The sequence below is a fragment of the Halorubellus salinus genome (genome assembly GCF_020567525.1).
Taxonomy (GTDB): domain Archaea; phylum Halobacteriota; class Halobacteria; order Halobacteriales; family Natrialbaceae; genus Halorubellus; species Halorubellus salinus.
Window position 1 is genome coordinate 175,050 of record NZ_JAJCVI010000005.1, and the last position, 12,121, is coordinate 187,170.

11 protein-coding genes are annotated in these 12,121 nt (G+C 71.7%); 3 read left to right on the plus strand and 8 right to left on the minus strand.

The features are described 5' to 3' along the window. Nucleotides 1-35: 35 nt before the first annotated feature. Entirely contained in the window at nucleotides 36-1,166 is a 1,131-nt protein-coding gene (locus LI336_RS15040) for a DUF2332 domain-containing protein (protein WP_227133971.1), read from the minus strand. A 1,048-nt stretch (nucleotides 1,167-2,214) separates the two neighbouring features. Between LI336_RS15040 and LI336_RS15045 the strand changes: the two genes are divergently transcribed. Next, entirely contained in the window at nucleotides 2,215-4,365 is a 2,151-nt protein-coding gene (locus tag LI336_RS15045; protein ID WP_227133972.1) for a PAS domain-containing protein, read from the plus strand. Between the two features lie 30 nt (nucleotides 4,366-4,395). On the opposite strand, the gene LI336_RS15050 is transcribed toward LI336_RS15045, so the two are convergent. From LI336_RS15050 to LI336_RS15060, 3 genes are all read right to left on the minus strand, one after another. Continuing rightward, nucleotides 4,396-5,307, minus strand: coding sequence for an ABC transporter permease (locus LI336_RS15050; RefSeq protein WP_227133973.1), 912 nt, complete (start codon nucleotides 5,305-5,307; stop codon nucleotides 4,396-4,398). After that, nucleotides 5,304-6,389, minus strand: coding sequence for an ABC transporter ATP-binding protein (locus LI336_RS15055; RefSeq protein WP_438267285.1), 1,086 nt, complete (start codon nucleotides 6,387-6,389; stop codon nucleotides 5,304-5,306). The genes LI336_RS15050 and LI336_RS15055 overlap by 4 nt, the downstream gene beginning before the upstream one ends. Nucleotides 6,390-6,532: 143 nt before the next feature. Next, complete coding sequence (locus LI336_RS15060) at nucleotides 6,533-6,973, minus strand: winged helix-turn-helix transcriptional regulator (protein WP_227133974.1); 441 nt, start codon at nucleotides 6,971-6,973, stop codon at nucleotides 6,533-6,535. A gap of 129 nt (nucleotides 6,974-7,102) precedes the next feature. Here LI336_RS15060 and LI336_RS15065 point away from each other — a divergent pair, with 129 nt between their 5' ends. Both LI336_RS15065 and LI336_RS15070 read left to right on the plus strand, forming a co-directional pair. After that, on the plus strand, nucleotides 7,103-7,735 hold the full coding sequence (locus tag LI336_RS15065; protein WP_227133975.1) for an NAD(P)-dependent oxidoreductase: 633 nt from the start codon (nucleotides 7,103-7,105) through the stop codon (nucleotides 7,733-7,735). After that, nucleotides 7,732-8,715 (plus strand): NmrA family NAD(P)-binding protein, encoded by a 984-nt coding sequence (locus LI336_RS15070; RefSeq protein ID WP_227133976.1) that lies wholly within the window; start codon nucleotides 7,732-7,734, stop codon nucleotides 8,713-8,715. The genes LI336_RS15065 and LI336_RS15070 overlap by 4 nt, the downstream gene beginning before the upstream one ends. On the opposite strand, the gene LI336_RS15075 is transcribed toward LI336_RS15070, so the two are convergent. The 4 genes from LI336_RS15075 to LI336_RS15090 all read right to left on the minus strand — a co-directional run bounded on the left by LI336_RS15075 (nucleotide 8,712) and on the right by LI336_RS15090 (nucleotide 11,914). Then, nucleotides 8,712-9,461: a uroporphyrinogen-III synthase gene (locus LI336_RS15075; protein ID WP_227133977.1), complete on the minus strand. Its 750-nt coding sequence runs from the start codon at nucleotides 9,459-9,461 to the stop codon at nucleotides 8,712-8,714. The two genes, LI336_RS15070 and LI336_RS15075, sit on opposite strands and share 4 nt — an antisense overlap. Further along, entirely contained in the window at nucleotides 9,458-10,297 is an 840-nt protein-coding gene (cobA, locus tag LI336_RS15080; RefSeq protein ID WP_227133978.1) for a uroporphyrinogen-III C-methyltransferase, read from the minus strand. The genes LI336_RS15075 and cobA overlap by 4 nt, the downstream gene beginning before the upstream one ends. Nucleotides 10,298-10,300: 3 nt before the next feature. Beyond that, nucleotides 10,301-11,425, minus strand: coding sequence for a hydroxymethylbilane synthase (gene hemC, locus LI336_RS15085; protein ID WP_227133979.1), 1,125 nt, complete (start codon nucleotides 11,423-11,425; stop codon nucleotides 10,301-10,303). 84 nt (nucleotides 11,426-11,509) lie between these two features. Beyond that, nucleotides 11,510-11,914 carry a hypothetical protein gene (locus tag LI336_RS15090; RefSeq protein WP_227133980.1) on the minus strand — a complete coding sequence of 135 codons (405 nt, stop codon included), beginning with the start codon at nucleotides 11,912-11,914 and terminating at the stop codon, nucleotides 11,510-11,512. Nucleotides 11,915-12,121 lie beyond the last annotated feature (207 nt).

A 12,121-nucleotide genomic window follows, 5' to 3' on the forward strand; every position in this document is an offset into this window, starting at 1 on the left:
GCTTCGGAGTTAAACTCCCGGGTCCGCGCCGACTGTCAGATGGTCTCCGAGCCGACGGCCGCTTCGGTGCCGTCGCCGGCGTCGCGCCACGCGACCCACGCGCCGTGCTGTTCGAACGTCCCGAGGTGCTCGCCGCCAGTGGTGGTGTCGCCGTCCACGCGTGCGAGCCGGAGCTGGATGCCGTGGTCTCGGTCCGGGTCGGGGCGTTCGCCGGCGAGGTGGAACGTGGGGGCGTCGCGCTCGCTCGCGAGGACGGCGACGGCGTCGTGGAACGCTTCGCGGGCGTCGTCGTCGAACTGGTAGAGGACGAGGCTGTGCGCGACGACGAGGGGCGCGTCCGCGGGGAGCTGGTCGGCGACCGCGTGGAGGTCGGTGACGGCGTCGCCGGTGCGGACGTCGGGCGGGTGCTCGCGGGCGACGGCGAGCGCGCCGTCGAGGACGCGCCGGCGGTCGTCGTGCTCGGGCCAGACGAGCGCGCGCAACCAGCGCGCGTCCGCCGCGCTCGTGGGGTCGAGCGGGTTCACGTCCACGCCGACGCGCCCCGCGACCGCGGGCGGGTCGTCGGGGAGTGGCGGGACGACCTCGCCCCGGAGGCGGGTCTCGATGGTGACGGGCGCGTCCGTGCTCCCGGCGACGTGCTCGGCATCGGTGGTCCGGTACGCGTACCGGTAGCGGTCCCAGTTCAGGTTCAGGCCGGCGCTCGACCCGACCTCGAGGACGGCGAGCGGATCGTCGACGCGCTCGGCGACGGTCGCGTACCCGGGATAGAGCGCGCTACAGCGCCGGACGGCGTTCGTCTGGACGCGCCGGGTCGAGACGCGCTCGCGGAGTGCAGGCTCGTGCTCGCGGACGAACGCCCGGACCGTGCTCGCGAGCGCGTGGTCCGGGTCGCGAGCGTCGTCGACGACGGAGGGGTAGTACGCGGCGAGCACGCCGTCGACCGTGCTCGGGTCGTCGGTCGCGTCGCTCGCGAACAGCTCCGCCTGGATGGCGGCGAGCAGGAGCTGGGGTGCGGGCTGGCCGGGCGTGTGGTCGGCGGCGACGTCGAGGAGGAGGTCGTCGCCGGTGGCGAGACGGCAGAGGCGCTCGTAGAGCGGGGAGGAGTCCGCGGCCCACCCTTCGAGGTCCTCGAACTCGGCGGCGACACGGTCGAGGGCGGCTGGCATACCCAGGCGGTCGTCCGGGATGCACAAGAAACCCGTCTCGTCGTGGTCGGCGCTGGGGCTCCCCGAGCGGTTTCGTATCGTCGTCAGTGATTGATGGCGTCAGACGCACGTCCGTCATCAAGTGCGAGGAAAGGCAGAGAATCGCCGTACTGCGGTCAGTTCGAGAGGGCGTCGTCGAACGTCCAAGCGTCGCCGGCCAGTACTCGCGCTGAGCGCGAGCGTTCCCCGCGGACGTCCCGCCGTACTCGTAGTAGCCGTCGGAGAGCCCGGACGTCGGCCGGAGCGACGGCGAGATGACGTGGGCGGTGTCGGGCTGGCACTGGTGGGCGACGCGGTCGTCGTTGCGGAGCCGGTCGAGGGCGTTCGCGACGTAGTCGACGGCGGCTTCGGCGAGCGGACTCGACGGGGGCTTCGACGAGGGCGCTGGAGAGTGGGTCGGGGTCGCCGAAGTACCGGACTCGCGGCGACGTCGGTGGTCGGCGAGCAGGCGCGCGTGTCGCGAGTTCGCGCCCGCCGGAGCCGTCGAGGAGGACGGCCGCGGCCGTCGGGTCGTCGATCCCGGGGTAGTAGACGGTCCGACGCTGTCGTCGTCGAGGCTGCCGGTGGGGCTGGTCGTCCAACCGGCCGGGAGCCCGAGCATCACGCGTCGGGCGAGGGCAGCCTGGAGGGCGGGTTCGTCGACCATCGTTCCGAGAGAGGGGAGGAATCTGGACGGGTGGTGGTCGCGACTGGCAGGGGGCGACGGCTGTCGGGTCGTTCGGGCGGCGTCGCGACGTCTTCGCTTCAGAATCCGCGGCCCCTCGGTCGTTCTCGCACCGGAATCTGAGGTCCCTCGGTCGTTCTCGCTCCGGATTCGGGCGTCTGTGCGCCGCTGCGCTCCGTTCTTGAGCGGTTGCGTGCATCTCGGGTGGAGGGGCTGGAACCACCCCGAGACCACCTGATAAATCGATAGTCGCGATACAGAATCGTTTTGGTCGGGGGTTGGTGGGGCGCCAGCGTCTGTGAGCGTGGCGCAAGGTCATTTCACTGGCGGGTCCGTCCGGGGCGTATGAGCGAGCACGACCGAGGGCCGACGGCGAGCGAGTCCGACCGGGACCCACGGCGAGGGGACCTCTTCGAGGTCTCGCGGGACCCCATCCTCGTCCACGACCTGAGCGACGGGCGGGTCGTCGACGCGAACGACGCCGCCGAACGGCTGCTCGGATACGACAGCGACGCGCTCGCCGGACTGTCGCTCGAAGCGCTCGGGGCGGGCGCCGACGGCGTCGACGCCGCCGACCCGACGCTCTCCGCCGCTGACGCGCGGGACGCCGTCCGCGAAGCCCTGGAGACCGGCGAGACGCGATTCCAGTGGCGGGTCGAACGCGCCGACGGCGGCCGACGCTGGGTGGACGTCTCCATCACGCGCGCCCAGCTCCGCGAGGAGGAACGGCTGCTGTCGTTCCTCAGGGACGTCACCGAGCAGCGCGAGCGAACGGACGAGTTCCACGAGAGCAGGGCAGCTCTGCGCGAACTCCACGAGAACCAGATGGGCGACGGCAGCACCGAGTCGAAGGTCGCGGCGATGCTGGAGACGGGGTGTCGGTTCCTGGACATGGAGTACGCGTACCTCTCGGCCATCGAGGACGGCGTCCAGACCGTCACGCAGTCCCTCGGCGTTCACGACGCGCTCCAGGCGGGAGCCACCGCACCGCTCGCGGAGACGTACTGCCAGTTGACCTACGGCGAGGACGCGACCGACGGCCTGTGTACGATACTGGACGCCAGCGAGGCGATGGCCGGCACCGACGCCTACGAGCGCTTCGGGCTGGAGAGCTACGTCGGCAAGCAGGTGGTGGTCGACGGCGAGGTTCACGGGACGGTCTGCTTCGCCGGGTCGTCGACGCGGACGCGACCGTTCTCGCAGGCCGAACGGATGTTCGTGGACGTCGTCGCCGGCTGGGTCGGCACCGAGCTGGAGCGCGACCGTCGGCGGACGGAGCTCGCGGAACGAAAGCGGCGCGCGGACGCGCTGTTCAACGCCCCGTCGAGCTTCATCGGGGTCCTGGAGCCCGACGGAACGCTCCTCGAGGCGAACGAGACGGCGCTTCGGATGATCGGCGCCGAGCCCGAGGACGTGCTCGGCGAGGCGTTCTGGGACACGCCGTGGTGGGAGTACGACGCGGACTCGCGGCGCGCGCTCCGGGACGCCGTCGAGCGTGCAGCCGACGGAGAGACCGTCGAGTTCGACGCCAGGCACCTGACGCACGTCGGGTCGCTGACGGCGGCGCTGTCGGTGCTCGACGCGGAGTCGTTCGATTGCGTGTTCCTCGACCTGGGGCTCCCCGAGAGCACGGGCCTGGAGACGCTGGAGCGCGCGCTCGACGCGGAACCGGGCGCGCCGGTGGTCGTGCTCACGGGCCTGGACGACCACGAGCGTGCCGTGGCCGCCATCCAGGCGGGCGCGCAGGACTACCTGGTGAAGGACGAGATCGACTCGCGGACGCTCTCGCGGTCGCTCCGGTACCCGATAGAGCGCAAGAAGCAGGAGCGCGAGCTCCGACGGAGGACCGAACAGATAGAGTTCTTCAACAGCATGCTGCGCCACGACATGGGGAACGACCTCCAGCTCATCCGGTCGCGGGCGGCGGAGTTGTCGCGCGAGGTCGACGGCGAGCGGGCGGCGGCCGCGGCGGACATCGTCGACCGGACGGACGACATCATCGACCTGACGAGGAAGGTGCGGTCGGTGCTCGCGACGGTGACGAGCGAGGACCGGCGGGCCCGCGAGGTCGTCGACCTCGTCGCGACCCTCGAGTCGGAGGCCGAGCGGGTGCGGGCGATGGCCGCGGACGTCTCGGTGTCGGTCGACGCACCCGAGGGCGTGTACGTGCTCGCCGACGACCTCCTCGGGGACGTCCTGAAGAACGTGCTGTCGAACGCGGTCGAGCACGGCGGCGACGGCGCGACGACCATCGAGGTTGTCGTCGAGGAGCGCGACGACGCGGACGCGGTCGCGGTCGTCGTCGGCGACGACGGCCCCGGTATCGACGACCCGGAGCGCGTCCTCGAGCGCGGCGAGACTGCGGGGTCCTCGCCCGGGACGGGGTTCGGGCTGTACTTCGTGTCGTCGATGGTCGACGCGTACGGCGGCCGCGTCGGCATCGGGGAGAGCGGCGCGGGCGGCGCCGACGTCGTCGTCGAACTGCCCGCGGCGTAAGCTGACTCGACTACGAGGGTCGGGACGCGGTCATTGGACGTTCGAGCTGGATGCGCGCGAGATGAGGTAGACGGCGACGGCGCCGAGTGCGAGGTCGAGCGCGAGGAGGACGGCGACGCCGGGGACGATACCGTCGAGTGCGCCGTCGAACGTGGTGACCTCGATGACGGTCATGACGTCGCGGTCGAGCATGATGGAGCGCGCAGCGTCGACGCCGTAGGTCACGGGGTTGAAGCGCGCGAACGTCTGGATCCACTCGGGGAGCGATTCGAGCGGCAGGAACGCCGAGGAGAGGAAGAGGAGCGGGAACTGCAGCAGGTTCGCGGCGATGATGGTGGACTCCTGGTCCTTCGTGATGACGGCGAGCGAGTTCGAGAGCGCGACGAACCACAGCGAGAAGAGGACGCCGACGGCGACGATGCCGAGTGCGCCGACGGCGCCGAGTTCGATCTCGGCGCCCAGGAGGACGCCGAGGCCGAGGATGATGGCGACCTGGACGGCGATACGGAACACCTCCGCGGCGGTCTTCCCGACGAACACCGCGGTCCGGTTCATCGGCGACACGAGCACCTTCTCGAACATGCCCTCCTCGATGTCGTTCACGAGCCCGATACCCGAGGTGACGGCGGCGGCCAGCGACACCTGGATGGCGATGGCAGGGACGAGGTACGTCTCGTAGCTGACGTCGCCGAGGCCCTGGCTGACGGCGGCGCCGGCGACGTTCCCGAAGACCTCCGTGAAGAGCACGAGGAAGATGACGGGCTGGACGAGCGAGACGACGAGGACGAACGGGTTCCGGACGGCCTTCAGGTTCCAGCGTTTGAAGTTCACCCAGACGTCGCCGAGGAACGAGTTGCTGGAGCGCCTGACGGGGCGGTCTCGCGTCGCGGTCGCGTCCGCGTTCGCGGTCCCGCCGTCCGCGCGGGCGTCGTCGCGAGTCATCGCCCGCCCTCGGTCGCGACGCCGTCGTCGGTGACGTCGGCGTCGAGGTGTTCGCCGGTGATGGCGAGGAAGACGTCGTCGAGCGTCGGCGCGCGGACGTTGAACCCGGTGACGACGAGGTCGGCGTCGCGGAGCGCGACGAGGAGGTCGGTGCCGTGCTCGCGCGCGGCCTCGCTCGTGACGGTGAGGCCGTCGTCGGTCGCCTCCACGGCCGCGTCCCCGAACACCGCCATGTCGTCCGCGATGGCGGCGGCGCGCTCGCTGGCGTCGGCGCCGTCCTCGAGCGAGACCTCGAGCACCTCGCCGCCGACGCGACGTTTCAGGTCGGTCGGGGAGCCGTCGGCGACGATCTCGCCGTCGAGGATGACCGCGAGCCGGTCGCAGAGCGCGTCCGCCTCCTCTAAGTACTGCGTGGTGAGGAAGATGGTGGTGCCGCGGTCGTTGATGTCCTCGAAGTACTCCCAGAGGCGATTCCGGGCCTTCGGGTCGAGTCCAGTGGTGGGTTCGTCGAGGAACACGAGCGGGGGCTGGTGGACGAGCGCGGTCGCGGCGTCCAGGCGCTTCTTCATGCCGCCGGAGAACTCGTCGGCGCGCTTGTCCGCGACGTCCGCGAGGTCGACGAGGTCCAGCAGGTCCGCGATGCGGTCGGCGCGGTCGGCCTTCGGGACGCCGTAGGCCTCGCACGCGAACCGGATGTTCTCCTCGGCGGTGAGTTCCGGGTCGACGCTCGTCTCCTGAGCCATGTAGCCGATCGATTCGCGGACCGCACGCGGGTCGGTGGCGACGTCGAACCCGTTGACGGTGACGTCGCCCGCGGTCGGCGAGAGGAGCGTCGCGAGGACCTTGATCGTCGTCGTCTTCCCGGCGCCGTTCGGCCCGAGGAACCCGAAGAACTCGCCTTCGGGGACGCGCAGGTCGACGCCCTTGACGGCCTGCGTGCCGTCGGCGTACGTCAGTTCGAGGCCGGTCGCGTCGATGGCGGCGCGACCGGAAGCGGTCGGTTCGTCGGTCGGTTGGGAGGTGTCGGTCGCGTCCTCGTCACGTGTGGACGCGTCCGTCGATGATGCGGGTTGCTGGGTCACGGCAAAGACTACGGCGACTGTAGTGATATGCTTGTGACTTCGAAGCACTGGGCTTACTACAGAACGTGAAGTGATTGCGCGTTCCGGAGTCGGGGGACCGCGTGTCCCGGAATCGAGGGGCTGCGTGTCCCGGAGCCGGGGCCTCAGATGGTGTACCGCATCCCCCAGTGGTGGAGGTGCGCGAACACGGGGAACAGCGCCTCGGCCTTCTCGGTGGGCGTGTACTCGACGCGCGGCGGGATCTCGTCGAACGCCTCGCGGTCGAGCAGGCCGGCGCCGGTGAGTTCCTTGAGGCGCGCGGAGAGCGTGTTCGGGGCGACGTCGAGTTCGCGTTCGAGGTCCGAGAACCGCAGGGGGCCGTCGGCGAACGCGAACGCGCTCAGGACGGCCATCGCGTGCGTCTTCCCGAGGAGGTCGAGCAGGTCGGCGACGGTCGCTTCGACGCGCTCGCGCTCGGCGGGCGGGATGGCGTCCCGTAACGCCTGGGCCTCCTCGCGCGTTCGGCCCGCGTTCAGGTCCGGGACCTCGACGTCCTCGAGGAGCGACTCGAGGTCGACGCCTGCGTTCTCGTCGTCTGCGGTCATGCGGTCACGTACGCGCCGGGACGGCTTACGCTTGTGGTTTCGAAGCAACGATTGAGCGGCCGTATCGAGCCCGTTACTTCGAAACTTCGAAGTTGCAAGTTCAAGCACTCGCGACCCGATAGTGACGGTATGCAACTCGCAGTGTTCGGTGCGACGGGACGAACCGGCCGCCCGCTGGTCCAGCAGGCCATGGAGCGCGGCCACGACGTGGTGGCGTTCGCTCGCGACCCGAGCGACCTCGCTGCCCTCGCGGACGACGCGCTGACGGTCGTTCAGGGCGACGCCTACGCGGGCGACGGCGTCGCCGCGGCGGTCGCGGGCGCGGACGCGGTGGTGTCCGTGCTCGGACAGACGAAGGCGAGCCCGGACGACCTCCTGACGGTCGCTGGCGACAACGTCCTCGACGCGATGGGCGACGCGGGCGTCGAGCGGTTCGTGACGCTCGTCGGCGCGGGCGTCCGCGAGGACGGCGAGTCCGTGTCGCTGACCGGGAAGGCGATGGGGACGCTCCTGAAGCTCCTCGCGAAGGAGGTGCTCGCGGACGCCGCCGAGCACGTCGAGCACGTGCGGGAGAGTGACACCGAGTGGACGGTCCTGCGTGCGCCTCGGCTCGTCGACGGCGACGGCACCGGCGAGTACCGCGCCGGCGACATCGCCCTCGGGTTCGAGTCCGTCGTTCGCGCGGACGTCGCGCGCTGCATCCTCGACCTCCTCGAGGACGACGCGTACGTCGGCGAGATGCCGAAGGTGGGGTCGGCATGACGGGAGCCGTCGACGAGGGCGTCGACGGGACGCGGCGGTCGACTGCGGACGCGCCCGTGCTCGTGACGGCCGCGACCGGGACCGTCGGCCGCGTGGTCGTCGGAGCGCTCGCGGCGGCGGGCGTGCCGGTGCGGGCGGCGTCGCGCGACCCGGAGCGCGCCCGCGAGCGCTTCGAGACCGCGTGGCTCGAGGACGAGGGCGACGGCGAGCACGTCGAGTACGTCGCGTTCGACTTCGAGAAACCGGAGACGTACCATCCGGCGCTCGACGGTGCGCGCGCGACCTTCCTCGTGCGACCGCCGGAGGTTGGGCGCGTGAAGCGCGACGTGTTCCCGTTCGTCGACGCGGCCGACCGCATGGGCGTCGAGCACGCGGTCGTCCTCTCCGTGCTCGGCGCGGAGAAGAACCCGATCCTCCCGCATCGTCGCATCGAGAAGCACGTCGCCGCCTCGGGGATGGCGTGGACGTTCCTCCGCGCGTCGTTCTTCCTCCAGAACCTTCTGGAGGTGCACCGCGAGGACCTCGTGGAGCGCGACCGCATCTTCCTGCCCGCGGGCGACGGCGAGACGAGCTTCGTCGACGCACGCGACGTCGGCGCGGTCGCCGCCGAAGCCCTCCAGAACGACGCGCTCCGATACCGCGCGATCGACGTCACGGGCGCCGAGGCGCTCACGTACCACGAGGTCGCCGCGGTCATGACGGACGTCCTCGACCGCGAAATCGCGTACGCGAACCCCGGCATCCTCGAGTACGCGCGGACCGAGTACCGGCACGGGACCGCACTCCCGTTCGTCGTCGTGCAGCTCGTGGTGTACGGGACCGCACGCCTCGGGCTCGCCGGGCGCGTCACCGACGACGTCGAGCGCGTCCTCGGCCGCGACCCCATCACCGTCCGCGAGTTCGTCGCGGACCACGCCGACGCGTTCGCGCGAGCGACCGAGGAGTCAGGCGGAACTGCGGAGAGCCCGACGGCGACCTAGTCGTGGTACGTGGGCGCGGCGGCTTCGACGACCTCGGTGGCGAGCGCGTCGAAGTCGGCGACGTCGGGGACGACGTCGACGGTGATGCCGTGTGATTCGGCCGTCTCTCTGGTCGGTGGGCCGATGACGCCGACGACGGCGTCGTTCAGGCCGGCGATGGCGTCCTCGCGGACGCCCTGCTCGGCGGCGGCGTCGAGGAAGTGCTCGACGGTCAGGGTGGAGGTGAAGCAGGCCGCGTCGAGGTCGCCGCTGGCGGCGAGCGCGGCGGACTCGCCGCTCCCGTTCGGCCGCGTGAGCTCGTAGAGGATGGTCTCGTGGACGAACGCGCCAGCGGCTTCGAGGCCGTCGAGGAGGACCTGCGAGCCGTGGTCGCTGCGCGCGACCTCGACGCGCTGACCGTCCACGAGCGGTTCGAGCGCGGCGACCAGCCCGGTCGACGTGAACGCCTCGGGGACGACGTCGACGGCGTATCCGCGGTCGCGGAGGCGGCCCGCGGTCGTGTCACCGATAGCGGCAACGGTTGCCTCCGCGGCGTCGAAGCCCGCGTCCGCGGCGAGGTCGACGCCGGTCTTGCTCGTGAACACCACGACATCGGCGTCCTCGCGCGGCGCCGCACCGGTGGCGGCGACCGCGAGCATCGGGTCCGCTATCGGCGTCGCGCCGAGGGACTCGACGAGTTCCGCCGCGGCCGCGAGCCGGCCGTCGTCCGGCCGGAAGACCGCGACCGTGGTGTCGCGCGTCGTCATTCCGCGCCCTCCGCGTCGCCGGTGTCGACGTCGCCGTCGTCGGCGTCGACGGTGCTGACGCGCTCGTTCGCGAGGAACGCGCGGAGCCGATCGTGGCTCGCCGCGACCTCGCCGATGACGGTGACCGCGGGCGGCTCGATGCCCGCGTCGTCACGGGTCGCTTCGGCCGTGCCGAGCGTGCCGGTGGCGACGCGCATGTCCGGCCACGTCGCGCGCTCGACGAGCGCGAGCGGCGTCTCGGGGGCCATGCCGGCGTCGAGCAGCGCCTGCGAGTACTCCGGGAGCTTCCCGACGCCCATGAGGACGACGAGCGTGCCACCGGTCGCGGCGAGTGCCTCCCAATCGACCGCGGACTCGTCCTTCGTCGGGTCCTCGTGGCCCGTGACGAACGAGACGCTGGACGCGTGGTCGCGGTGCGTCACGGGGATGCCAGCGACGCCGACGCCGCCGATGGCCGACGTGACCCCGGGCACGACCTCGAACGGGACCTCGTTGGCGGCGAGGTGCTCGGCCTCCTCGCCGCCGCGCCCGAACACGAACGGGTCGCCGCCCTTCAACCGGACGACCGTCTTCCCCTGCTCGGCGAGCTCGACCAGCCGCCTGTTGGTGTACTCCTGGGGCGTCCACTCGCCGCCCGCGCGCTTCCCGACGTCCTCGCACTTGCCCGCCGGGATGGAGTCGAGTATCTCCGGGCCCGGGAGCTTGTCGTGCAGCACGACGTCCGCGTCGTCGATGACCTCGCGAGCGCGCACCGTCAACAACCCCGGGTCGCCCGGTCCCGAACCGACGAGGTAGACCGTCCCGACGTCCTCGCTTGCTGGAGCGTCCTCGGGCATCGGTCAGTCCTCGCGAGCCTGCGCGACGAGGTCGGCCGCGCCCTGCTCGCGGAGGTCCGCCGCGAACTCGCGGGCCGCGGTCGCGTGCGATTCGACGGGGAGGTCGCGGGTCTCGACGACGGTCTCTTCGCCGCGCTCGTCGTACACCGCCGCGGTGACGCTGACGTGCGCGCCCTGCACGACGCCGTACACGCCGATGGGCGCGATACAGCCGCCGTTCAGGCCCGCGAGCACGCTCCGTTCCGCGGTCGTCTCGACGCGCGTCCGGGCGTGGTCGAGGACGCCGTGGATGGCCTCGCCGACGTCGTCGTCGCGAGCGGTTACCGCGAGCGCGCCCTGGCCCGCAGCGGGGACGAACTCGCGGATGGGGAGGCGCTCGGTCTCGACGTGATGCGCGAGCCCGATCCGCTCCAGGCCCGCCTCGGCGAGCACGATGGCGTCGAGCTCGTGGTCGGGGTCGCGTTCCATCGCGCGGCGCTGCACCTCGCTCAGCGAGTCGAACCACTCCTCGACGCTGCGCTCGTACGTGTACTCCTCGGGGTCGACGTCGACGTCCTCGGCGTCGATACCGTCGATGTCGCCGCCGGCGTCGCCGCGCTTCTCCGCCTCCACGGCACTCCGGCGCTCGTGCTCGGCCTGGAGGTGCGTCGCGAGGAGCTTCTCGACGCGCGTGTCGACGTTCCCGCGGAGCGGGACGACGTCGAGGTCCGGGCGCTTCGAGAGCAACTGGGCTTTCCGGCGGAGCGAGCTCGTCCCGACCGTCGCGCCCTCCGGGAGCTCGTCGAACCCCGCGCCGTCGGGCGTGACGAGCACGTCCCCGGGCGCGGCGCGCTCCGGGATGCCCGCGACGACGAGGTCGTCCGGGCTGTCCGTCGGCATGTCCTTCATCGAGTGCACGGCCGCGTCCACGTCGCCCGACAGCACCTGCTCGTCGAGCGACCGGACGAACGCACCGGTCTTCCCGAGGTCCTGGATGAGCTCGTCGCGGACGCGGTCGCCCGCCGTCGAGACCTCCACAAGTTCGACCTCGTACCGGCGGTCCTCCAAGGCCTCCGCCACCGTCGCCGCCTGCCGGCGCGCGAGGTCCGAGCCACGCGTCGCCAGCCGTATCGTCCCCTTCGTTCGCATATACAGAGTCGTCGGCGGCGCGCGGGGAAAAGTACGTCCGTTTGCCCGCGCCCACGCGTCACCGTCCCAACCAGACTGGCGGGCTCAGGCGTCCGCGGCGACGAACGCCGCGGTCGCGACCACGTACCCCACCGCGAGGCCGGCGAACGCGGAGATGGCGAGCGCCGGCGCGTACGCCGCGCCACCCCACGCGAGCGCCACGCCAGCGAGCGCAAAGATCGGCGGCGGCACGTCGTCCAGCACCGCCTCCGCCTCCGGGATGCGCTCCGCCACGATGGCGCCGATGAGCCCCACGCCACCACCCAGCACCACCGCGACCGGCCGCCAGAGCCCACCGAAGAACGCCATCCCGACCATCACCACAGCGACCACTCCCACCACCGCGAGCCGATTCGCCGCGAGCGCGCGAACGTTCACGTCCAGACCCAGCAGGTCGACCGGCTTTCGCGTTGCGGTCCAGTCCAGCGACGCGACGGTGGGTCCACCCATCGGTCGGGCGCGCGCTGGCGAGCGCGGCCGAACCCCGGTGAGGCCGGGCGAGCCGAGCCCGCGCGAGGGACGACCGCGCCGGCGACCACCGGGAGCCGGCGCGGGCGTCGGCTGGGGAGGGCGAGGTTGCGGTGCGGTCGCTGCCGAGGGTTCAAGTGCCAGTCCGCTGCCACAGTCGGCGTGACCTGACCCGGGTCCGCGAGCGAC

What these genes read in the sequence shown, in the direction of transcription:
- LI336_RS15050 (WP_227133973.1), bottom strand. Translation starts at nt 5,307, where the DNA reads ATGACTCGCGACGACGCCCGCGCGGACGGCGGGACCGCGAACGCGGAC.
- LI336_RS15075 (WP_227133977.1), bottom strand. Translation starts at nt 9,461, where the DNA reads ATGACGACGCGCGACACCACGGTCGCGGTCTTCCGGCCGGACGACGGC.
- LI336_RS15040 (WP_227133971.1), bottom strand. Translation starts at nt 1,166, where the DNA reads ATGCCAGCCGCCCTCGACCGTGTCGCCGCCGAGTTCGAGGACCTCGAA.
- LI336_RS15090 (WP_227133980.1), bottom strand. Translation starts at nt 11,914, where the DNA reads ATGGGTGGACCCACCGTCGCGTCGCTGGACTGGACCGCAACGCGAAAG.
- LI336_RS15060 (WP_227133974.1), bottom strand. Translation starts at nt 6,973, where the DNA reads ATGACCGCAGACGACGAGAACGCAGGCGTCGACCTCGAGTCGCTCCTC.
- LI336_RS15045 (WP_227133972.1), top strand. Translation starts at nt 2,215, where the DNA reads ATGAGCGAGCACGACCGAGGGCCGACGGCGAGCGAGTCCGACCGGGAC.
- LI336_RS15070 (WP_227133976.1), top strand. Translation starts at nt 7,732, where the DNA reads ATGACGGGAGCCGTCGACGAGGGCGTCGACGGGACGCGGCGGTCGACT.
- LI336_RS15065 (WP_227133975.1), top strand. Translation starts at nt 7,103, where the DNA reads ATGCAACTCGCAGTGTTCGGTGCGACGGGACGAACCGGCCGCCCGCTG.
- cobA (WP_227133978.1), bottom strand. Translation starts at nt 10,297, where the DNA reads ATGCCCGAGGACGCTCCAGCAAGCGAGGACGTCGGGACGGTCTACCTC.
- hemC (WP_227133979.1), bottom strand. Translation starts at nt 11,425, where the DNA reads ATGCGAACGAAGGGGACGATACGGCTGGCGACGCGTGGCTCGGACCTC.